At 57.5% G+C, this 23,066-nt stretch carries 18 protein-coding genes; 7 read left to right on the top strand and 11 right to left on the bottom strand.

Annotated elements, in window-relative coordinates:
- The first annotated feature begins 105 nt into the window (after positions 1-105).
- Genes ACR0DX_RS20305 through ACR0DX_RS20295 form a run of 3 tightly spaced genes read left to right on the top strand, consistent with a single transcriptional unit; the run spans position 106 to position 2,860 of the window.
- Positions 106-606 (top strand): CPBP family intramembrane glutamic endopeptidase, encoded by a 501-nt coding sequence (locus ACR0DX_RS20305; protein WP_480847196.1) that lies wholly within the window; start codon positions 106-108, stop codon positions 604-606.
- A gap of 59 nt (positions 607-665) precedes the next feature.
- Positions 666-1,589 carry an acetyl-CoA carboxylase, carboxyltransferase subunit beta gene (gene accD / locus ACR0DX_RS20300; protein ID WP_170356541.1) on the top strand — a complete coding sequence of 308 codons (924 nt, stop codon included), beginning with the start codon at positions 666-668 and terminating at the stop codon, positions 1,587-1,589.
- Positions 1,586-2,860, top strand: coding sequence for a bifunctional folylpolyglutamate synthase/dihydrofolate synthase (locus ACR0DX_RS20295; protein WP_170356540.1), 1,275 nt, complete (start codon positions 1,586-1,588; stop codon positions 2,858-2,860). The genes accD and ACR0DX_RS20295 overlap by 4 nt, the downstream gene beginning before the upstream one ends.
- A gap of 75 nt (positions 2,861-2,935) precedes the next feature.
- Here ACR0DX_RS20295 and zapE read toward each other — a convergent pair whose 3' ends face one another.
- Positions 2,936-3,994, bottom strand: a complete 1,059-nt coding sequence (gene zapE, locus ACR0DX_RS20290) for a cell division protein ZapE (RefSeq protein WP_170356539.1) — start codon at positions 3,992-3,994, stop codon at positions 2,936-2,938.
- A gap of 148 nt (positions 3,995-4,142) precedes the next feature.
- Between zapE and ACR0DX_RS20285 the strand changes: the two genes are divergently transcribed.
- Positions 4,143-5,378 (top strand): MFS transporter, encoded by a 1,236-nt coding sequence (locus tag ACR0DX_RS20285; RefSeq protein WP_170356538.1) that lies wholly within the window; start codon positions 4,143-4,145, stop codon positions 5,376-5,378.
- Between the two features lies 1 nt (position 5,379).
- On the opposite strand, the gene ACR0DX_RS20280 is transcribed toward ACR0DX_RS20285, so the two are convergent.
- From ACR0DX_RS20280 to ACR0DX_RS20260, 5 genes are all read right to left on the bottom strand, one after another.
- Entirely contained in the window at positions 5,380-6,000 is a 621-nt protein-coding gene (locus ACR0DX_RS20280) for an HAD family hydrolase (RefSeq protein WP_170356537.1), read from the bottom strand.
- Between the two features lie 146 nt (positions 6,001-6,146).
- On the bottom strand, positions 6,147-6,602 hold the full coding sequence (locus ACR0DX_RS20275; protein WP_170356536.1) for a YaiI/YqxD family protein: 456 nt from the start codon (positions 6,600-6,602) through the stop codon (positions 6,147-6,149).
- The gene (gene sthA, locus ACR0DX_RS20270) at positions 6,599-8,047 is read right to left on the bottom strand and encodes a Si-specific NAD(P)(+) transhydrogenase (RefSeq protein WP_170356535.1); all 1,449 of its coding nucleotides are present in this window, start codon (positions 8,045-8,047) and stop codon (positions 6,599-6,601) included. The genes ACR0DX_RS20275 and sthA overlap by 4 nt, the downstream gene beginning before the upstream one ends.
- A 3-nt stretch (positions 8,048-8,050) precedes the next feature.
- Positions 8,051-8,884, bottom strand: coding sequence for an S-formylglutathione hydrolase (fghA, locus tag ACR0DX_RS20265; protein ID WP_170356534.1), 834 nt, complete (start codon positions 8,882-8,884; stop codon positions 8,051-8,053).
- Between the two features lie 103 nt (positions 8,885-8,987).
- The gene (locus ACR0DX_RS20260; protein WP_170356533.1) at positions 8,988-9,917 is read right to left on the bottom strand and encodes an AEC family transporter; all 930 of its coding nucleotides are present in this window, start codon (positions 9,915-9,917) and stop codon (positions 8,988-8,990) included.
- 177 nt (positions 9,918-10,094) lie between these two features.
- Between ACR0DX_RS20260 and ACR0DX_RS20255 the strand changes: the two genes are divergently transcribed.
- Together ACR0DX_RS20255 and ACR0DX_RS20250 are read left to right on the top strand one after the other, a co-directional pair.
- Positions 10,095-10,712: a TetR/AcrR family transcriptional regulator gene (locus tag ACR0DX_RS20255; RefSeq protein WP_170356532.1), complete on the top strand. Its 618-nt coding sequence runs from the start codon at positions 10,095-10,097 to the stop codon at positions 10,710-10,712.
- A 132-nt stretch (positions 10,713-10,844) separates the two neighbouring features.
- Positions 10,845-12,590, top strand: a complete 1,746-nt coding sequence (locus tag ACR0DX_RS20250; RefSeq protein WP_170356531.1) for a sugar phosphorylase — start codon at positions 10,845-10,847, stop codon at positions 12,588-12,590.
- Here the strand turns inward: ACR0DX_RS20250 and ACR0DX_RS20245 are convergent.
- The 5 genes from ACR0DX_RS20245 to ACR0DX_RS20225 form a co-directional block, all read right to left on the bottom strand.
- The gene (locus ACR0DX_RS20245) at positions 12,574-13,803 is read right to left on the bottom strand and encodes a glycosyltransferase family protein (RefSeq protein ID WP_170356530.1); all 1,230 of its coding nucleotides are present in this window, start codon (positions 13,801-13,803) and stop codon (positions 12,574-12,576) included. The genes ACR0DX_RS20250 and ACR0DX_RS20245 overlap by 17 nt on opposite strands.
- A 16-nt stretch (positions 13,804-13,819) precedes the next feature.
- Positions 13,820-14,584, bottom strand: coding sequence for an HAD-IIB family hydrolase (locus ACR0DX_RS20240; RefSeq protein ID WP_170356529.1), 765 nt, complete (start codon positions 14,582-14,584; stop codon positions 13,820-13,822).
- 134 nt (positions 14,585-14,718) lie between these two features.
- A complete protein-coding gene (locus ACR0DX_RS20235) occupies positions 14,719-16,089 on the bottom strand; it encodes an HlyD family type I secretion periplasmic adaptor subunit (RefSeq protein ID WP_480847190.1) in 1,371 nt (456 codons plus the stop codon).
- Positions 16,086-17,843, bottom strand: a complete 1,758-nt coding sequence (locus ACR0DX_RS20230; protein ID WP_170527746.1) for a type I secretion system permease/ATPase — start codon at positions 17,841-17,843, stop codon at positions 16,086-16,088. The genes ACR0DX_RS20235 and ACR0DX_RS20230 overlap by 4 nt, the downstream gene beginning before the upstream one ends.
- Before the next feature lie 61 nt (positions 17,844-17,904).
- A complete protein-coding gene (locus tag ACR0DX_RS20225; RefSeq protein WP_480847187.1) occupies positions 17,905-21,558 on the bottom strand; it encodes a beta strand repeat-containing protein in 3,654 nt (1,217 codons plus the stop codon).
- A gap of 332 nt (positions 21,559-21,890) precedes the next feature.
- Here ACR0DX_RS20225 and ACR0DX_RS20220 point away from each other — a divergent pair, with 332 nt between their 5' ends.
- Positions 21,891-22,811, top strand: a complete 921-nt coding sequence (locus ACR0DX_RS20220) for a LysR substrate-binding domain-containing protein (RefSeq protein ID WP_170356525.1) — start codon at positions 21,891-21,893, stop codon at positions 22,809-22,811.
- Positions 22,812-23,066 lie beyond the last annotated feature (255 nt).

Genomic DNA, 23,066 nt, shown 5'->3' with positions numbered 1-23,066 from the left:
CGATCGGTCTTGGGCCCGTTTCCGGAAACCCTTGTCCAATTCTGGCGCGTTTTCAGAACTTTGCTCTTGCTTGGAGCGGTCGTTGCCGTTTTGCCACCTTACGACATGGGCACCGAGTTGATCTCCAATACACCACTTGCGACATGGCTGATGTTTTTACCTTTGTCGCTTGCAGCTGTCCTGATTCAAACCAGCGCTGAAGAGATCCTGTTCCGCGGTTACATACAACAGTCTTTGGCGGCGCGATTCAGGTCGCCACTTATTTGGATCGGTGTGCCGTCCATTTTATTTGCAGCTGGTCACTACGCACCCGGAACCGCAGGTTCCAATGCTGGTCTTATTGCGCTGTGGTCCTGCATGTTTGGCGTTTTGGCTGCGGACCTAACGGCCCGAGCAGGCACATTGGGGCCCGCAATCGCGCTACACTTCTTTAATAACATCATTGCGTTATTGTTTATCTCGCTGCCTGATAGCCTCAGCAGTCTTGCGCTTTACGTGCTACCATACGACACGTCGGATACCGATGTTCTGCGGCAGTGGCTACTTGTGGATTTCGCTGTGATGATTGTCGGATGGCTCGCTGCACGAAATGCACTCAGGCGTTGATTGCATTTCTTTCCGTAGCGTCTTATTTGACGTCAAAGCCGCATCAGCAAGGTTCCGATATGAACTGGATCACAAACTACGTCCGCCCCCGGATCAACTCGATTTTCTCTCGCCGGGAAGTGCCAGAAAATCTCTGGCACAAGTGCGACGAATGCGGAACCATGTTGTTTCACCGCGAATTGGCAGAAAACCAGAATGTCTGCACCCAGTGCGACCATCACATGGCAATCACCCCGCGCGACCGCTTTGCGCATCTCTTTGATGGCGGCATTTTCACCGAAGTCGACGTACCTGCCCCCAAGGATGATCCGCTTCAGTTCCGCGATCAGAAAAAATACCCTGATCGCATGAAGGCGGCGCAGAAAAAGACCGGCGAAAAAGAGGCGATGCTGGTCGCCGCTGGCGAAATTGGCCGAACCCCGATCATTGCCGCTGCTCAGGACTTCTCGTTCATGGGCGGTTCGATGGGCATGTACGTTGGCAATGCCATCATCGCTGCCGCGCAAGAGGCGGTAAAGCTGAAACGCCCGCTGATCCTGTTTTCTGCAGCCGGTGGAGCGCGGATGCAGGAAGGCATCCTGAGCCTGATGCAGATGCCCCGCACCACGGTCGCGGTTGAGATGCTAAAAGAAGCGAACCTGCCTTATATCGTCGTCCTTACCCACCCGACTACCGGGGGTGTGACCGCGTCTTATGCGATGCTGGGCGACGTACATATTTCCGAGCCCAACGCACTGATCTGTTTCGCCGGCCCCCGCGTGATCGAGCAGACTATTCGTGAAAAACTGCCCGAAGGGTTCCAGCGGGCCGAATACCTTCTGGATCACGGAATGCTGGACCGTGTGACCAAGCGGACCGAAATGCGCGACGAACTGATCACCATCACCCGTATGCTGATGAACCAGCCGCCCGCGGTCAAAGGCGATCTGCCTGCACCCACACCCCAAGAGGCCGAAGCGGCCGCACCCTCGGCTGAAAAATGATATCCTCCTCTTCTGACGTCATCCTTGACAAGATGATGGCGCTGCACCCCAAGATCATTGACCTGACCTTGGACCGCGTCTGGCGTTTGCTGGCCGCACTGGACAATCCGCAGACCAAACTGCCACCGGTGATCCATGTCGCGGGCACCAATGGCAAGGGCTCGACACAGGCGATGATCCGAGCCGGTCTTGAAGGGGCAGGGCTATCGGCTCATGCCTATACCTCACCGCATTTGGCTCGTTTTCATGAACGCATCCGTCTTGCCGGACAGTTGATTTCGGAACCCGCTCTGACCGAGGTACTGGACGAATGCTACGCCTCGAATAATGGCGAAAACATCACCTATTTCGAAATCACGACCTGCGCCGCCCTGCTGGCTTTTGCCAGAACGCAAGCGGACTACACATTGCTCGAGGTGGGCTTGGGTGGCCGTCTGGACGCCACCAACGTGATACATGAGCCCGCTGTTACGGTGATCACGCCCGTGTCCATTGACCACGAACAGTTCCTTGGCAACACGCTTGGCAAGATTGCCGCAGAAAAGGCAGGCATCATCAAACCCGGCGTGCCCTGTATCGTCGGGCCGCAGCAGGATGAGGCGCTCGAGGTTATCGAGTACACCGCCGCTCGTCTGGGCGCTCCGCTGCTGATCCACGGCCAACACTGGCATGTCCATGAGGAAAACGGACGCCTGATCTATCAGGACGAAACCGGGTTGCGCGACTTGCCGCTGCCGAACCTGTTGGGCGCACACCAGAATCAGAATGCAGGCGCTGCAGTCGCAGTTCTGCGCCACCTGAATATGGGCGATGACGCCTATGAGGCTGCCGTGACCCGTGCCGAATGGCCCGCACGAATGCAGCGCCTGAAAACAGGTCCGCTGGTCGAGGCCGCCGCCCAGGCCGAACTGTGGTTGGACGGAGGGCACAACGCCGCCGCCGGGATTGCTCTGGCCGATGTGCTGGCGAAACTGCCGCAACGCCCCACGCATATGATCTGCGGGATGCTCAACACTAAAGACGTCACCGGCTATCTGGCCCCGCTGGCCCAACAGGCCCAAAGCCTGACCGCCGTGTCCATCCCCGGTGAGGCCGCAACACTCAGCGCGGAAGACACCGCATCCGCTGCTGCCAAAGTCAACCTGCCAGCCACCACCGCACACAGCGTCGCTGATGCCCTCAAAGCCATCACCACCAAAGACCCGCAGGCCCGCGTCCTGATCTGTGGCTCACTCTATCTGGCCGGTCACATCCTGCGCGAAAACGGATGAACCAAATCCGCGTAGCTTCATCTGGCTAAAAATACCTCGGGGGAGGCGCGCGCAGCGCGACGGGGGCAGAGCCCCCTATTCCCCCCAGTCCCGATCTTGCATCTCCCGCAGGCGTGACGCGGTGCGTTCAAATTCAAACGTTCCTTCGCCTTCGACATATAGCATCTCGGGCTCTGCGGCAGCCGAGCAAATCAACCGGACCTTTGCCTCGTACAGCGCGTCGATCAACGTCACAAACCGCTTGGCCTCGTTGAAATTGTTGCGCGACAGGCGGGGGATATCCTCCAGCACCAACACTTTCAACTCTTCGGCAATGGCCAGATAATCTGCCGGGCCCAGCATCCGCCCGCACAGATCATAAAACGAAGCCCGCGCCACGCCGTTGCGGAAGGCCGGTAACTCAACCGCACGCCCTTTGACCTGCAGCACAAGCGGTTCTGCCGTCCCACCCGACAGGTCATTCCACACACTGCGCACGTTCTGCCGTGCCTCGGGGCCAATTGGCGTGAAGTAGACCGGAACGCCCTCCAGCCGGTTCTGACGATAATCGGTGGGAGAGACCAGCTCCCACACCTGCAACTGCTCTTTGATATGCGCGATGAAGGGCAAAAATAGCTGTCGGTTCAGCCCGTCCTTATACAGATCATCCGGGTGCCGGTTCGACGTGGTGACGACCACAACGCCTCCCGCATGCAGTAGGTCGAACAACCGCCCCACGATCATCGCATCGGTGATGTCGGTGATCTGCATCTCGTCAAAGGCCAGCAGGCGCACTGCCTTGATCACCTCTTGCGCAACCGGGGCCAGCGCATCCTCGACGCCCTCCTGCCGCGCCTTATGCATCCCGGCGTGGATTTCCTGCATGAAGGCGTGAAAATGCACCCGCCGCGCCGGGATATCGTCCAGCGCGTCTACGAACATATCCATCAGCATCGACTTGCCGCGCCCGACACCACCCCACAGATAAAGCCCCTGCGGCGCGGGCGGGGCCTTGCGGAAAAACCCCCGCTTGACCGGCACGGACAGGGCCGCGCGGATGCGTTCGAAATGGGGCAGCACCGCCTCTTGCGCGTCATCCCGCGTCAGGGTGCCATCGGCGACGCGTGCTTCGTACAGCGAAATCAAATCCGTCATAGGCCCGAGCCTTACCCGCCGGGTTGCCGCTTGAAAAGCGGGCATTTTCCTGACGCATCAAATTTCCTTAACTCAACCGGCAAATCTGCTGATTTGACCGGTGGCGAAAAACCTCTAGCGTTCGGGCAAAAGCAACTTCGAGGTCTGAATGCCCCACTCTGCGCGTCTTTTTAATCCGATCCTGATCGTGGGCTGCATCATCATCACGGTCAGCTTTGCCGTGCGCGCCTCGTTCGGCGTGTTTCAGATCCCCATTGCCGAGGAGTTCGGCTGGCTGCGTACCGATTTCTCGATGGCCATTGCCATCCAGAACCTGGCCTGGGGCATCGGCCAACCGATTTTTGGCGCAATTGCCGAAAAAGTGGGTGACAGGCGCGCGATCGTGCTGGGTGCGCTGACCTATGCGGCTGGGATGGTCTTGTCTGCCTGGTCCGTGACCCCGTTTGAACATCAGACCTATGCGTGGTTGGTGGGGTTTGGCATCGCAGGCACCGGATTTGGCGTGGTTCTGGCCGTCGTAGGCAGGGCCTCGTCAGACGAAAACCGTTCGATGTCGCTGGCCATCGTCACGGCAGCGGGCAGTTTCGGACAGGTACTGGGCGCGCCCGCTGCCGAGTGGATGCTGAGCTTTCTGCCCTGGCAACAGGTATTCATCGTCTTTGCCGTGGCGATTTTGGCCCTTGTGCTGACCTTACCCTTCATGCGCGCGCCGCAACCCGCCACACGCGCGCAACTGGAAGAAAGCATGGGCCAGATCGTAGGGCGGGCCTTTCGTGATCCGTCTTATGCGCTGATATTTATGGGTTTTTTCAGCTGCGGTTATCAATTGGGCTTTGTCACTGCCCATTTCCCCGCCTTTGTGACCGAGATGTGTGGCCCCATTCAGCCTGGCGGCGTCCTCCATTCGGTCGGCATCACCTCGACATCCGCGCTAGGGGCCATCTCGATCTCACTGATCGGTCTGGCCAATATCGGCGGAACGTTGCTGGCCGGTTGGGCGGGCAACCACTTTCCCAAGAAATACCTGCTGGCAGGGGTCTACACCGCGCGCACATTCGCGGCGGCGGGGTTCATCATCTTTCCTATCACACCGATCTCGGTCATCGTCTTTTCGCTGGTGATGGGGTCGCTGTGGCTGGCAACGGTGCCCCTGACCTCGGGGTTGGTCGCGCATCTTTATGGGCTGCGTTACATGGGCACGCTTTATGGCATCATCTTCTTCAGCCATCAGCTTGGTAGCTTTCTGGGTGTCTGGCTGGGCGGGCGCATGTACGACGTTTACGGAGATTACACGATGGTGTGGTGGATCGGCGTCGCCATCGGCGCGTTCAGCGCCATCGTCCACCTACCGATCCGCGAAAACCGCAGTGCAGTCGCCGCCTGAGCTAGAGCGCCTCTTCCGAGTCGAGTAATCCTTCAGCCACCAGCCGGTCGGCCCAACCCTGAGGCCCATCGAAATGATGCGTCTGCCAGCCACGCGCGCGTGCTGTTTCGAGATTTTCCAGCCGGTCATCAGCGAACAGCAGCGATGCAGGTGGCAAACCGCAATCGGCCTCGACCATTTCATAGATCGGCGCATGAGGTTTGACCGCCTTCATCCGCCCCGAGACATACTGCCGGTCAAATTCGTTCAGAAACGGATAAACCGTGGTGGCATAGTCAAAATTCTGCACCCCAAAATTGGTCAGCGCAAAGACCGGAACACCTTTTGCCCGCAACGCCCGCTGCAGCCGGACCGAGTGCGGAATTTCAGGGGCCGCCAGTTCGATCCATTTGTCATGCCACATACGGATCTCATCGCGCCATTCCGGGTATTTCTCGGCCCAGTCATAGATCGTGTCCGTGAAATGATGCCCCTGATCGACAAGATCGTTCATGCCGTGCAGGTCCACTTCGGCAAACATGGCGCGACGGCGATCCTCGCCAATGGTCTTGTCGTAATACCGCTCCGGTTGCCACTCGATCAAAACATTTCCTATGTCGAAGACCACGGCTTCAATCGGCATGATGCGCCCCTGTCAAATCAATCTGTGATTGCACCGACTGAACCAACCCCCAACGCAATTTACAAGGCGAAACCGCAGCGCGGAACGCGCTGCCTGGCCCAACGGGAGGATGCGCATCTTTGATGCGCTGACAACCGGCGGGAGGGTTACGCCCGCAGCGCCGCCCTCAGTTCCCGTTCCAACGCATCCAGAAACCGCGACCGGTCGGCCTTGCTGAACGGTTTGCCACCGCCGCCCGCGCCCAACGGGTTGGCTGCGCGCAGATCGGCCATCAGATCGCGCATCGCCAGTTGCTGGCCTATGTTGGCCGCCGTGAACGCCTCACCATTGGGGCGCAGCACCCGCGCGCCAGCCTCAACGCATTTCGCGGCCAAGGGGATGTCGGACGTCACCACCACATCCCCAACCCCACAGCGTTCGGCGATCCATTTATCCGCCTCATCCGCGCCCTCAGAGACGATTACGACCTGCACCAACGGGTTGGCCGACGGCCGCAGCCCGCCATTGGACACCAGCGCCATCGGCACTTTGTGGCGGGTGGCGACCCGCTCGGCCTCTGCTTTCACCGGGCAGGCGTCGCCGTCGACATAGAGCGTCGTCACGCCTTCTTCGCCTGTTTCGCGGCGGGCTTTTTCTTGACCTTGAATTCCTCGGGGATCGGCATCCGGTTGAACGCATCCAATCCGGCGATCTTGTAGGCTTCGGCCAGCGTCGGATAGTTGAACGTGTTCTGCACGAAATAGTCCACGGTGCCCTTCAGGTTCAGCACGGCCTGCGCAATGTGGATCAACTCGGTCGCGCCTTCGCCGACGATTTGAACCCCAAGAACCCGGCGGGTCTTGAGCGAGAACAACATTTTTAGCATCCCGTGTTCCAGCCCCATGATATGCCCGCGCGAGGTTTCGCGGAACCGCGCCACGCCGACCTCATAGGGGATGCCGCGCTCCTGCAGCTCTTCCTCGGACATGCCGCAGGTCGAGATTTCGGGCACCGAATAGATGCCATAGGGATACCACGGGCTTTCCGGCAGGGTCGGGGTCTCCAACGCGTGGCACGCGGCGACGCGACCTTGTTGCAAAGACGTTGACGCCAGCGAGGGGTGCCCAATCACGTCTCCTGTGGCATAGATATGCGGCACAGCGGTTTGATAGGTCTTGCGATCCACGTTGATCCGGTTGCGGTGGTCGGTCTCCAGCCCCACAGCCGACAGGTTCAGGGCCGAGGTCGCGCCCATGCGACCGGCGGCGAACAACAGCATCTCTGCCCGCACGTGGCGTCCGTTGTCCAGCGTGACTTCCACATGACCTCCGGCATCCTCAATCTTTTCGACCGCCGAGCCCAGACGTAAATCCACACCGTTTTCGCGGATTTGATGGGTGAAATCATGGATCAACCGGCTGTCGATAAAGTCCAGAAATGTCTCGCGCGGTTCGATCAGCGTGACCCGCACATCCAGCGCCGAGAACATGGTGGCATATTCCACCCCGATCACGCCCGCGCCGATCACGCAGAGCGACCGAGGGATCTCGGCCATCTCAAGGAAATCATCGCCGTCGACCACGGTTTTACCGTTGAAGGGCACGTAATCGGGCCGGTAGGTCTTGGTGCCAGTGGCGATCAGGAACTTGGCGGCAGTCAGGCGAGAGGTTTCGCCCGCGTCAGTGGCAACCTCAACTTCATGCGGGCCGGTGAATTTGGCCAGACCGTTCAGCGTTTCCACATGGTTGCGGTTGAACTGATGCTCCAGAACGTCAACTTCGTGGTCCAGCGTCATATGCAGGCGCGCCTTCAGGTCCTCGGCCCGGATCTGATCTTTTACCCGATACGACCGGCCGTAAAAGCTGCGCTCGCGCCAGCCTGATAGGTTCAGCACCGTTTCCCGCAGGGTCTTTGACGGGATGGTGCCAGTATGTACCGACACTCCGCCCAGCCTATCCTTGCGGTCGATCACCAATACGCGTCTTTGCAGTTTGCCTGCCTGAATCGCGGCCGCCCGCCCTGAGGGGCCAGACCCGATGATGATCAGGTCGTAATCGTAATCGCTCATGCGTTAGTCCCCGTACAGCGCCTCGGCGTGGAAGGTGATGTGATCTTCCATGAAGGTCGACACAAAGAAATACGAATGGTCATAGCCCGGCTGTAGGCGATAGGTTGCCTGTTGGCGACGCTCTGCAATCGCCTGCGCCAGCGCCTCGGGGCGCAACAGGTCGATGAACTGATCGCTAGCACCGGTGTCAATCAGGACGGGGCCGTCAAAGCCCTTTTCCTTCATCATAAGCGAGGCGTCATGTTTGGCCCATGCGGCCTCATCCTCACCCAGATAGGCGCTCAGCTGCTTGCGGCCCCAATCGGCCCCCGTTGGGTTCGAGATCGGCGCAAAGGCCGAGACCGAGCGATAGCGCCCCGGCAGGTTCATCGCCAGCGTCAGCGCGCCGTGGCCGCCCATCGAATGGCCAGTGATGGCCTGACGATCCATGTCGATGGCAAAGTTCTCGGCCAGCAGGGCGGGCAGCTCCTCGGCCACGTAATCCCACATGTTGAAATGTGGTGCCCAGGGGGTCTGGGTCGCGTTCACGTAAAAGCCCGCACCTTGACCCAGATCGTAGTCCTCGTGATCAGCCACGCCTTCACCACGGGGCGAGGTATCGGGGAACACCACTGCGATGCCCTGTTCCGCCGCCCAGGCTTGCGCGCCCGCTTTGTTCATGGCGTTTTCATGGGTGCAGGTCAGGCCCGAAAGATACCAGAGGACCGGGACGGGGCCGTCCTTGGCCTCGGCCGGCAGGAACAGTCCAAAGGTCATGTCACATTGGCAGGCAGTCGAGGCATGGCGGTAGACGCCCTGAACGCCTCCGAAGCAGGTGTTTTCCGAAACGGTTTCCATCTGGCTTTTGTCCTTACGTTAGGTTTGCGCCATGGCTAACGTTCCCAACACGGCTCGTAAAGTGCGGTGGTCAATACTGCTGGCATTTTTAAAAAGGTGAAGATCAGGGCGTTCCGACCCAAGCGATCACCAATGGCACAGTCAGGATACTGGCTGCAGTTGACAGCAAGATCGCGGCCGACGCCCGATGTGGCGCAACGTTGTAATGCGCCGCAAGCATATAGACGTTCCCAGCGACCGGCAGCGCGGCCGCCGCAATCGCGACAGCAGCGGGGAAGGGCGCGATGGGAAATATCCAAAGCAACGCAATGGCCACACATGCCGGATGGATGACAAGTTTGCAGAAACTCAGCCAACCGGCCACATGCACGCGCTCAGCCGACTTGCTGGCCAGCGAGGCTCCGATAGCGAACAGAGCGCCGGGCGTAGCAGCCCCCCCAAGGATCGTGAGAAAATCATTAAGCGGCGCGGGAACAGGCATCTGAAACGCGGACCAAAGCATCCCCGCCGAAATCGAGACGATCATCGGGTTTTTTACCAGGCCCAACCCAATCAGTTTGAAAGTGGCTGGGGTGAGCCGTCCGTCTCTGCCCCCGTTGATCAGGATCACGATCAATGACGAAAACACCACCAGATCAACCGTCAGAACCAGCATCACGGGGCCAATTGCAGCTTCTGTGAAAAGAAGGGCCAGCATAGGCAAGCCAAGGAAACCGACATTGCCGATGGCTGCGCACTGTGCTTCGACCGCTGCGGTCGGCACGTCCAGCCCTCGGAACCAGGCGACAAGCGTTGCCAGCAGATAAACCACTACTGTTCCCGCGAGATACCCGACAACAAGCCTGGGGTTGAATATTTCGGCAAAGGGCAGCGTTGCAGCAAAGCGGAACAACATGGCCGACAGTGCAAAATAGAACACGAATTTAGTCAGATAAGCCGTCGCTTCCTCGGTGAAGAACCGGGTACGACCCGCCCAATATCCAAGGCCGATGATCGCAAAGAAAGGAAGCGTGCGCAGAAAAATATCGACCATGCCGGAAGTGTTAGCACGGATTGATCGCGCGACAAGCCCCATCGCAAGGTCCGATATTCGACAGCCTGACTGGCGAAATTACAATATTAGATTGCGCGTTCAGAATTGCTTTGGTGCGAATCGTTGTATCTGAACTGACCGGTTTATAAACTCCTGCATATACTGTTGGGAGAGAGCATGTCTGAAACCGCAGCCATTCTGCGCACAGGTCGCAAATTCGATCAGGTTCTGAAAGGCGCGCGAGAAGTCTTCATGGCCGATGGTTTCGAAGGTGCGAGCGTTGATGACATCGCCCGCGTTGCCGGCGTCTCGAAGGCAACACTTTATAGTTACTTCCCCGACAAACGCCTTTTGTTCATGGAAGTTGCCCAGACCGAATGCACACGTATGGCGGAGCATGTGGTGTCCCTGGTCGACGATTCACTGCCAGCACGCGAGGTCATGATGATCACGGCCAAACAACTGACGGCCTTCTTGGTCTCAGATTTTGCGCAGCAGGTTTTTCGCATTTGCGTGGCCGAACGCGACAGGTTCCCAGAACTGGGCGAGGCATTCTACGAGGCGGGACCAAAACACGGCACCGGCCACATCGCCGAATATCTGCAAAAAGCGGTAGACAAAGGGGAACTGCTTATTGACGATGTTCAACTTGCTGCCGAACAATTCTCGGAATTGTGCAAGGTGCGGATTTGGACATTGTCGGCCTTTGGTATTCAGACAAGCTTCTCACAAGACGAAATTGATGAAATAGCTTCGCAAGCAGTCGACATGTTCATGGCGCGGTACGGTGCTTGACGACCGGGCACAACCTGAACTGACCAAAATTTAAGCACTTGTTTCAACATCCTGCACAGCGCCGTCCTTAGATTTGACAGGTTGTGCGTTCTGAAGAACCCTTGATCACAGCAAGCTAAGGGTATTCGACCATTGACCAGTGACTCTAACAGTTTTTCGCGCCGGTTGGGCGAGTTGCTCGACCGGATTTATCCGGATCACGATCAGGTCGCGCTCGCCGAGCAGATCACACACGCATTTTGGCCGTCGCAAACGCACAAACGCAGACAAGGTCGCAAGCCGGGGAACAAGTTGTGGTCGGAAAAAGACAGCGTCTTGATCACCTATGGCAACTCGATCGAAGATCAGGTCCACAAGCCCCTTGACCTGCTGCACGACTTTTTAGTGCGACACCTAAGTGGGGTGGTCAACGGTGTGCATATCCTGCCGTTTTTTCCATTCACCTCCGATGACGGTTTTGCAGTCTCAGACTACTACAGCGTCAGTACTCAGCTTGGGGATTGGCCCGATATCACGCGCATAGCCAATGATTTTCATCTGATGTCCGATCTGGTCCTGAACCATGTGTCCAGTCAGGGCAGTTGGTTCACAAACTACTTGCAGGGCAAAGCGCCACACGATCGGTTTTTCTTTGAGGCCTCTCCCGAAGACGACCTGTCGCAGGTTGTCAGGCCGCGCACCACGCCCTTGCTGCGGCAAGTCGAGACCAGCGCAGGTGAGAAATACGTCTGGTGCACATTTTCCCACGATCAGGTCGACCTGGATTTCTCAAATCCCGCAGTTCTGATCGAAATGCTGCGGATCATACGACTGCACATCGACAAAGGCGTTCGTATTCTGCGCCTTGATGCGGTTGCTTTTGTTTGGAAGGAAATTGGAACAAACTGTATTCACCTGCCTCAAACCCATGCCATCGTGCAGCTGCTGCGGCTGCTGTGCGACTATGCGACCGAAACGCTGGTTCTGTTGACGGAAACCAATGTACCCCGGACCGAGAACCTTAGTTATTTTGGCAACCGGAACGAGGCGCACGCGGTTTACAACTTCCCTCTGCCACCGTTGATCCTGCACGCGCTGCAATCAGGCACAGCGCAATTTCTACGCGAATGGCAGGCCGCCATGCCCCCGGCGCAATTAGGTTGCGCATATCTGAACTTCACCGCATCTCATGACGGTATCGGGATGCGCCCTGCCGAGGGATTGCTGCCGCCGGACGAAAAAGACCGCATGATCGACACGGTCCGTAGGATCGGAGGTCTGGTCTCGATGCGCGCACTACCGGACGGGCGGGAAGAACCCTACGAGCTGAACTGCGGTTATTTTGAAGCCATGACCGAGACATTTCATGGCCCCGATCAATACCATCTGGCGCGGTTCATCTGCTCGCAGACCATCGTGATGTCGCTAGAGGGGATACCGGCCTTCTACATTCATTCCCTGTTGGCCACGCCGAATGATCACGAGGCGGTCGAACGGCGCGGCATGAAACGGGCGATCAACAGGCATCGCTGGCACTATCCCGATTTGTTGACCCGTCTGGCCGATCCGGGGTCAAATCAGGCGCTGGTGTTGTCGGAGCTGTCCAAACGTCTGCGCCTGCGGTCGCAGCAACCGGCGTTTCACCCTAACGCCACGCAGTTTACTCTGCGGCTAGATGATCGCGTCTTTGGCATATGGCGGCAGAGTCTGGATCGCAGCCAGTCGATATTTGCGCTGCACAATGTCTCGGCCGAGCAGGTCCATGTCAGCCCCGCCGAGATCAACATGATCGCCGAAGAGGTCTGGACTGACGCATTGACGGGCGAAATCCTTGCCACCAACGGCCCGGATATTGTTCTGGCGCCATATCAGTGCCGCTGGATCACGAACGCGGGCTGAATTCGTCCAGATCGTCAGAAACGGCGGCTTTCAGGCGAAGCAGAAACTCGGGGTCGGCTGAATGCACGCGGTTCCACGTGGGGATGAAGGGTGTCTCATGCGGGTTGTCCAGAAATATTTGCCCGGCACGGATGATGTTTTCGGCGAACAGCTCGATGGATTTCTCTTCCTTGTGACGATCCAGTTCCAGCCCGTTCATCTTGGCGTCAGTATAGTAACCCTCGAGCAGATCCAGCGCCGACCGGTAATAGGTCGCCTTGAGTGTGCGGAAGGTGTTAGGCGTGAACACCGTGCCGTCAGCGGCCAATTTGCGGAAGATCGCCTTGCAGATATCCGTGGACATACGCGACAACCCCCGATTTGCGTCCTCGGGTGATAAGTCCTGATGCTTGTGGTCATAGTTATCGGCAATTTCGACTTGGCAGACGGATTTCGGGGCCAGATTGCGCCACGCCTCGGACAACACGCCGATCTCAAGCCCCCAATCCGACGGGATACGCAGGTCGGGCAGGGTAGGGGTGCGGATGGCGAATTCGCCTGACAGCGGATAACGGAAACTGCGCAAGTAATCGAGGTAATCCCGGTCGCCAATGACCTTTTTCAGCGCGATCAGCAGCGGGCTGACCAACAGGCGCGTGACGCGGCCGTTCAGCTTGTCGTTGCCGACGCGGGGATAGAACCCCTTGGCCATCTGAAAGGGAAAAGTCGGGTTGACCACCGGATAGACGAGCCGGTCCAACATCTCGCGGTTATAGGTGAGGATATCGCAATCATGGATCGCCATCACCGAACTGTCCGCGCAGGCCAGAAGATAACCGATGCAGGACCAAACGTTTTTGCCTTTGCCCGGCTCTTGCGGGGCCAGACCCATTTCACGCAGATGGGATTCCAGCGCGGTCAGGCGGGGGCTGTCATTCCAGATGACCGCATGGTTTTGCGGCAGATCGGCAAAGAAGGTTCGGGCACGGCGGTATTGATCCTCATCCGCCTGATCCAGTCCGATGATGATCCGGTGGAGGTAAGGCACCTGTGCCAGCTCATTTAGAATTCCGGTCAGCGCAGGGCCTTCCAGTTCGGAATAAAGGCAAGGCAGAATGAGCGTGATTTTTCGGGTCTCGGCAAAAACCGAGATTTCATGCGTCAGATGCCCGGCCGGTCGGCTGCGCAAATTATGCAGCGTCGTGATGTTTCCGTTCTGATGGAAATCTGCCATATGAAATGCCCCGTTCTTATCGAAGGTCCGCCGTCAGGGTCAGGATCGCATCCGACCACCCTTGCGGTCCACTCTGTTGTGTTCTGAGAACCCGCGCTTCTATCGGCGCAGGGAAGTGTGGTATGTTAGGGCCGTGCGGATTGGCGACAACGACGCCCTGATCTGCGGCCTGTATCATCTCGATATCATTGGGCGCATCACCCAGCGCAATCGTGCGGACAGGATGCAAATGCCGCACGACTTCACGCATCGCATCCGCTTTGGTCTGACCAAAGGAAATGGTCAGAAACCGCCCGCCTTTTCGAGCGTAAAGCCCATGAGCACGAGCCGCCTCCAGAAATTCTGCGAGGTTCACATCAGAACCGGTCCAAACTCCGGGCTCGCTAAACTTTCGTTGGCGCGCCAAGTTTGCTTGTCGGGAACTCAACCCGGTTTTCTGCGCAACCTCATCGATCGTCATATCGCCGAAGCCGACAAATCCCTGAGGCAGCTTTTTCAGCAAGGCGCGCAAGCGCGGATAGTCATCTTCACCCTCATAAGGATCGCCCGGCCAAAGTATTCCAGCGCCGTTTTCCACAATCGCAGGCATATCTGCCTGTCCCATAGCGTCCCGTAGGGGGATGATTTCCTGCGCTGTTTTACTGCTGGCAAGAACCACACCGGTGCCTATCTCCGCAAGGCGTTTCAATCCCGGCTTGGCGGCAGACCAACTATAGGTGTTGTGGTCCAGTAGCGTCCCATCCAAATCAGAAAACACCAGTGTAGGCAGCGGGCGTTTCATCTCGGGCTTAAGTCAATTCGTTGTATCATGTCCTGAAACGGTAAAATCCCGCTTTGTGGGATGTAAATCCATTCTGTCGAAATTCCGGTCAATTGAGTTGCCCGCGCCCAAAAATTAGGCGCGGGCGATCTGGCTTACTCGATAAATGTCTTCGCAAGACGGTCACTGATAGGTTGAGCCAGATAGGTGAACACTGCTCGTTCGCCTGTGTTCACAAACAGATCGGCGGGCATTCCCGGCACGAGGTCCAGCGCCGTTACAGCGATGGGCTGCCGGGCGTCGAGTTTGACGCGCGCCTTGTAGTACGCCTCGCCGGTGCGGTCGTCTTCCAGCGCGTCAGCCGAGATATCAAAGATCTCGCCACTGGCCTCCGGCACATCGGCTTGGGCAAAGGCGGACAGACGGATACGGGTGGTCTGACCGATATAGAGCTTGTCGATATCACCCGTTTTGATCCGCGCTTCTACGATCAGGTTCTGATCCGCCGGAACGATATCCATGATGGGTTCACCCGGACGGATGACGCCGCCATTGGTGGACACCGCAAGGTTTACGACCCGACCACTGGTTGGGGCGAGAACTTGAGTACGTTGCAACCGCGTCAGCGTTCCCGCGAACTGAGGCCGGACCAGATCAAGCTGCGCCTCAACCACGGCCAGCTCTCCGGCGATCACCTCATCACGCAGCTTCCTTTGACTCAGCAGGGACAATTCCAGTTCCTGCATTTGGTCTTCGGCCTGCGCAATCTGAGTGCGCAACGATGCATCTGCGCCGTTTAGACGCTCAAGCTCGATCTGGCGTGCGCTGACGCGCGTGACCGCGACCAGACCCTTGTCCAATAGCTTTTGCAGGTTCGCCAACTCGACATTGGTAATGTCGATCTGATTTTTTGTACTGCGACGCTGTTCCTCAAGCCCTGCAATCTGGTTACGCAGAGCCGAGATACGTTGAGCATTGATCTGCGCCTCGGTCCGACGAGCCCGCGCTTCGGCGTCGAATAATTGTTTTTGTGTCAGATAAGGCGAGACCCAGTGCAAGCGATCCATACCGTCCCGATAAGCCGACATCGCAGTGGTTTCGTCGAATTGCTCCTGCCCGCTCATTTGCGCCAGTAGGCGCGCGCGGCGAACAGACAGCTCACCCAACTGGCTAATTTGCACGCCTAGTTCGACGTCGATCTCGGTGCTGTCTAACTGAACCAAAGGTTGGCCTTGCTGCACGAATTCTCCGTCTGCCACAAGGATCGAACGGATGATGCCGCCGTCCAGATGCTCGACCGTTTTGCGATCGCCTTCGACCACGAATGAGGCAGGGGCAACCACAGCGCCATCCAGCTTGGACACGACCGCCCAATAGGCACTGCCGCCGACGAAAACCGCCAGCGTGAACAGGCCGAAAAGAACATAGCGTCCGATGCCCGCCGAGGTTTCATTGATCTCTTTCAGCTGTGCCTCGTGAAAGGACACCGCGGTGTTGGATTTGGAATACTTCACCAGGTCGGTCATTGGGCTGCTCCGCTGATCTGAGTTTCACTTGATGGGTGGGCAACCGGCTTGACCGCGCCCGATTGCGTCGGGGTGTTCAAAACGTTGCGGCGGTTGACCTTCATGACATCGTCTTTTTCGCCGAACTGGGTCTGGTTCCCATTGCGCAGCACCATGACCTTGTTTGCCGCCTGCAATGTCGCCGGACGGTGGGTCATGACGATCGCGATGGCACCACGAGCTTGAGCCGCCAACAGCGCATCGCGCAGAGCCTGCTCACCATCGGCATCAAGGTCCGAGTTGGGCTCATCCAGCACAAGAACGAACGGATCACCGTATAAGGCGCGGGCCAGAGCAAGACGCTGACGTTGCCCGCCTGACAGGAAAAACCCTTGACCGATGCGTGTTTCATAGCCTTCCGGCAAGCTGCTGATCATCTCGTGGACCCCGGCCTCACGCGCCGCGCGCAGCACTTCGGCATCGTCTATCGCGGTGGAAAAGCGCCCGATGTTTTCACGGATGGTCCCGTCAAACAGCTCAACATCCTGCGGCAAGTAACCGATCTGTTTACCCAAATCCTCCCCGTTCCATTTCGACAGCGGACTTCCATCCAGCAAGACCTCTCCGCGTTGAGGAAACCAGATACCGGCAAGCATTTTGCCCAAGGTGGTTTTGCCAGATCCGCTGTGGCCGATAATGGCCAGAACATCCCCGGCTTTAAGGCTGAAATCGATAATGCGGATGTTGGCATTGATAGCGCGCGGAGGGCCAGCCTGCGCGATCTTGACGTCCAGGGTCTTGAAGGCTCGGGGCAGGATCACGTTCGGTGGCGCATCAGCGTAATCTTCGGTCAACTGCTTAAGCTTGGAATACGACCCGCGCGCGGCCAGGAAGGTGCGCCACTGGCCGATTAGTTGGTCAATGGGAGACAACGCTCGAGCCAGAACAATAGTCGCAGCGATCATGACACCCGCAGTCGACTCGCCCGAAATAGCCAACGCGGCACCCAAACCCAAAATGGCCGATTGCAGACCCATACGAACGGTCTTGGACACCACCGAAAAGCTTGCTACACGATCCGCTGCGCTTGTTTTGTAACGGTGCGCGTCCGATTGCAAAGCAGTCCAGCGGCGAACCAAATCGCCCTTCATTCCCAGCGCATGAACCAGTTCCGCATTCCGGTCGCTTGTGTCGAACAGAGCGTCCGAGCGACCTCGGGCCTGCGATGCTTGCTCCATCGGACCACGCGCACGGGCGTTGTTGATCAGCGCCATGATTGTCAGAGTAACTGCTCCGACCAGGCCCAACAGGCCCAGAAGCGGATGCAAGACGTACAGGACCATCAAGTAGATCGGGATCCATGGAGCATCGAAAAAGGCCGTTAAGGTGGTGCCCGAAATAAACTCACGAAATCCGTTGACGTCTTCGACCAGGTTTTCCCCACTGGAAGTTTCGCCCTGAACCCGACGACGCATGGCTGCGTTCAGAACCGGTGCGCCAACGCTTAATTCAAAACGGGCCGCCAAACGTCCCAGAATGCGCATCCGCATCAGATCAAGGCACGCAATCACGACGAATACACCCGCCAGCAACACGGAGAGTGCGATCAGGGTGTCGGCATTTTGGCTTGTCAGAACGCGGTCATAGACCTGAAGCATGTAAAGTGGCCCGGCCAGCATTAGCAAGTTCAGGAACAGGCTGAAGAAGGCGACAGCGACAAAGCCCTTGCGCAGTGACCCCCAGGCAGTTTTGACGGGATTGGCTTGCTTGAACATTTCCTTGACCCTTTCCGGTTTGAAAAACGGGGCAGCACGTAGCCGCCCCGCTGTTGGTCAGTTACGCGACAAAGTCGTCGTCGTTCAGATCGGCGCTATTGATACCGACAAGGCGGGCCGAGCCTTCATTGCCGAAGGTGATCACGGCATCATCACCATCCTGAGCAACGCCGACGCTGCCGCCAAAGTCAGGCCCAAAGTCTCCGAACTGAAGCTGATCCAGACCGACTTCAAAGTCCTGAATGACGTCGTTACCGAAGTTACCCTCGAAGACGAAAGTGTCATTGCCAGCGCCGCCGATCAGGATGTCGTCGCCACCCTCACCGTTCAGGACGTCATCGCCAGCCTGCCCATTCAGAGTGTTGGACCCCGAATTGCCCGACAGGATGTCATTGCCACCATTCGGGCTGCCCGCATTGTTCGACCCGTTGATGTTTTCGAAGCCGAACACCTGATCAATCAGCGCGCCATCGGGTGCGTTGACTTGCGCCACGCCATTGCCGTCCTCGTCCAGATCCAGAACAACGCCCGGCCCTGCGGTGAACAATGCGGTGTCAATCCCTTCGCCACCGATGATGATATCAGCACCACCAAAGGAATGGATCGCATCGTTACCGGCACCACCATCGAGGATGTTGAACTCATTGTTACCAAGGATCAGGTCATCCCCGTCCGAGCCCACGACATTTTCGAAATCGTCAATTTCAGCGACAATCTGACCGTTCTGGATGATGGCGCCATCCTGCGGGCCTTCGTCACCATTTCCAGCCGCATTCGGCGCAGGACCGCTCAAGTCCAGATCAACGGTTACACCGTCAGAACCTGAGACGTCGATTGTGTCGCTGTCATCCGATCCAACAACCCGTTCGATCGAGCGCAGGATGTCCACTTCGATTTGGTTGTCGATGACATCTTCACCAATAACACCGGTGCCACCTGTGGCTTCGGTATCCAGTGTGGCGCCTGCGTCAACCAACGTGTCCTGCACCACCGGGCCGTTCTGACCGGCAGGCGCATTGTGCAGATGGATGGCCGAGACAACACCCGGGATCGGCGTTTGCAAGTCTGCTTCGTTCAGGCCGGTAACGCTGAGTTCGCTGGAATACGAAACCTCGCCGGTCAACAGGTTCTGGGTCACGACCAAAGTGGCCTGACCGGTCGCCTCACTATCCGACAGCGGATCAGGCTCCTGCGCAGCATCCAGTCCACCGCTTAGGGTTACTGTGCGGATGCCTTCGACAGTTACATCGCTGTCAACCAGCAGTTGCCCGCGAATTTCACCAGCCGGGAAGTCCGACGTGTGGATGTTGTAGTACAGGTTGCCCTGGACTGCCTGCTCCACGAACTCGGCGCCGTTGGTGATGGACGATCCGAACTGATCCGGCGCTGCAACAACCGCGTCGGTGACGGTGACGTTAAAGCCGGTGTCACGTGTGGCAGTGCCATTGCCGTTTGCATCCAGGCTGACTTCGACCGCGACATCCAGATCCGAGAAATCGGCTGTGTCGATACCTTCGCCACCGTCGATGAAGTCATTGCCCAGACCGCCGGTGATGACGTTGTCTGCGTCGCCTGCGATCAGAACGTCATCTCCTGCGCCGCCCGAGATATCACCGTTGGTGGTGCCCAGGTCGACAAAGATGTCGTCGCCGTCGCTCAGCAGAACGTTGCCGTTGATCACGCCTTCGTCGTCGTTGACGATGGTCACGAAGCCTGCATCCGATGCGTCGATCGCATTGACCGTGCCGCGGATTTCGCCTTCGTTCAGGATCGCGCCAACCAGGTTCAGGCCGCCATCAACGCGGATACCTGCTGCGGCGTCCGAGTCCTCGGAACCGGCGATCAGACCTTCGTTGACCACAACACCCGCGAAAGAGGCGTCGTCCTGGCTGGTGAACAGGCGCAGACCGTCACCGACCTGGTTGCCTTCCAGCGCATCTCCACGACCTTGCAGCGTACCTTCGTTGATGACTGCAGCGGACACGATGTCCCCCGAATCGTCGCCGGTTTGCAACGAAACGGCGGAACCGTTATTGCCTTCGCCTGCATCGACCAGACCCGAGTTGGTGAAGCTGTAGTTGTCAGCAGTGCCATCGGCATAGACGGTGCCGTTGCGCTGATCGCCAGTGCCAAGGATTTCGCCTTCGTTGACAACATCCAGACCGATCCCGTCGATATTCACCGCACGGCTGTCCGAAGTCACAGTGCCGCGGTTGACGAACGAGCCGCCTGTGTGATCACCGGTGCCAAAGTACACACCGTTCTGGCCGCCTGCGAAAACGCCGGTTTCTTCGTTGATCAGCTGGCCACGGAAGTTGACGTTGTTCACGGCGCGGAATGCACCGACCGTTCCGTTTGCACCTTCGGACGACACCGTACCGGTGTTTGTGATGGTACCTTCAAAGAGGGCCGGGCCAAAGCCGCCGCCCTCCTGGCGGACACCCTCCAGACGGATACCGTCGCCAGCTGTGCCCAAAGCTGCACCTGCATTGCCCCGACCCGCGATCGTGCCGTCGTTGGTGATCGAAACGTCGCCATTACCTTCGACGGCAAGTGACAACGAAACGCCCGCGCCATCATTGTGTTCGCCCGCGTCAATAGTACCCGATGCAAGGTTTTGGATCGAATAGTCGCGTGCAGTGTCATCAGCGTAGACTGTACCATTGCGCTGATCTCCGGTGCCCAGAATGTCGCCACCATTGATCAGATCAACACCGGAACCATCGATGTTCACAGCGCGGCTGCCGGACTGGATGGTTCCAAAGTTCAGAACGTCCAGATCATGTTCGCCATCTCCGATGTACAGACCGTTGCGCGGCCCTTCGATCACACCGGTCGAGGTGTTTAGGATCTCACCTTCGGTATTGGCGCCATCAGCGATGCGCAGACCTGCTGCCGTACCCTGATCGCTTTCGGTCGAGATGACCCCGCTGTTAACGATCTCGGTTTCTAGGATGGCTCCCTCGGCACCGTCATCGATGCGCACGCCGTCGCCGGCCAGCGACGTGTTTGAAGCCGCCTGACCGCGACCTTGGATTGTTGCACCAAAACCATTCAAGATATCGGTTTCGACACGGTCACCAATTTCATCTCCGACCTGCAGAGAAACCCCTGCACCTTGGTTGCCTTCGCCTGCGTCAATCGTACCGCCCGAAAAGTTCGAGATCGAAATGTCTTCCGCAGTCGAATTGGTGTAAATCGTTCCGTTGCGCTGATCACCTGTACCGATGATGTCACCAAAGTTACGAACATCGATACCTTGACCCTGAATGTCGACAGCACGACTGTCAGAACTGATCACACCGCCGCGGAAGTTATCCAGACTGCCCGAGCTTTCAGCCCCCGCAAACTGAACGCCGTTGAACTCGCCTACAATCTCGCCAAAGTTTCTGATCGATGCGCTTCCAGTGACCTGAACGCCTGTTGCAAGCGCATCTGGACCGTTATTGGCTTCGATCCGACCGGACCGAAAGTTAAAGATGTCGACGTCCTGACCTTGCGCCTGCACTGCAGCAACAGCGTTGTTTGTGATGATTTCGCCAAAGTTCAACAGGCGCGAAAAATCATTAGCCAGCACAAAAGCCGGGGTGTCATCCACCACAGTGCTCTGGAAAAAGTTGTTTATAAGGGTTTGACCATCGCGGGTGGTCTCTTGCGCCAGCGTGGACGATGTCAAGAGACGGGCGCGAAGACTGCTAAGAAGTTGGGACAGCATGGGATACTCCGTCAAGAATTGTTGCATTCTGCGGGCCGCCCGCTGCTTTGGGCGTTCCACGTATCCAATGGGTAGTCAGCCGCTTCGGCCAGCTAAAATTCATCCTTCGAATTAGGGGTATAACCAACGCGAATACTCACAAAATCTGTGAGTTAGTAGTACGTGAAATCAATAAGTTATCGTGCCTCTAGTCACTTTGACCGCCTATTCACTAGCGGCTATTGACACTTATGTGTTTGAAAGTGATCGTTTCTTCATGCGCAACACTCACCGTCAGGGTATGAATCCGAAGGTGCATCAAGGTGCGCGAATTGTATCAGTAGTTGGTGATCATGAATTTCAGAGACTTGGAATACGTTCTGGCCATCGCTAAATATGGGCAGTTCAGCCAGGCGGCAGCAGCTTGCAACGTCTCTCAGCCTGCGATGTCCAATCAGGTCAAAAAACTTGAACAGGAGTTAGGGGCCGAACTGTTTTTGCGCCTCAATAACGAGGTTCGACCGACACTGTGCGGTGTTCAAGTGTTGCGCATTGCCGAACGCATTCTGAACGATGCGCAAAAGATCCGCGATACGGCGACCCAGTTCCGCGACCCCGAGGCGGTTCCATACACGATCGGAATGACGCCGACTCTCGCGCCCTACCTGACACAATATTTCTCAGATCTGTTTAGCGCATTGTTTCCCAATATGCGCGTGACGATGATCGAGGATTTGCCACAGAATATGTTGCGTATGGTCGAAGACCACACGTTGGATCTTGCTCTGGTCGCCAAAGTCAACAATTCCGAAGCGCTCGAGTTTACCTCGATCTGGTCCGAACCTCTGTTCTTGGCTGTTCGTGACGGTCACCCGTTAAGCACCTTGCCATCGATTGCCCCAGAGGACGTGCCCCGTCACGACTTCATCCGACTGCCGCATAGTTTCGGCTATGAGATGGAAAACCGCTTGCCCAAAATCGACCCGGCAAATCGCGCCAGCAAGCGGTTCGACCTGAGCGCGCTGCGGTTCGAGACGATCTGTCGACATATCTGCCATTCCGACGATTGCACAATCGTGTCGTCACTTGCAGCCGAGCAATTCAAACGCGACCGTTGGCCTTTATGCTTTATCCCCTTTGACGCGCCGGGCAACCTGCGTGATCTCGGCGCGGCGACCCGTCCGGGCTGTCCAAGACGGCCGCTCTTGGATCGGATCGGGGCTTTCATTCTGGAACAGCCTCCGATCGGTGTGACCCCAACATTCCAGATGTGATCGCGGAAAGCCGGAAACTTGCGCTGTATCAAAGTCGGCGCGACTGATTCCCCTCAAAGCTAGGAACTGAACCGGGCCGTCCCGCGACGGATGGCTGTCTTTGCGGGTACGTGTTAGCGGAATTGTTAACTTTGTTGACAATGGATTTTGTATTTTGGATACATTGAGCAGTGATTTCGCGACGGCAAGCGTTGCCAAAGAGTGTTCTGACAAAAAAAAGCTAAGCGAAAACCAAGCAATATTTACTGGGAGAAA

This window comes from Ruegeria sp. D3, assembly GCF_056534465.1.
This window is presented reverse-complemented; position numbering and strand designations above follow the sequence as displayed.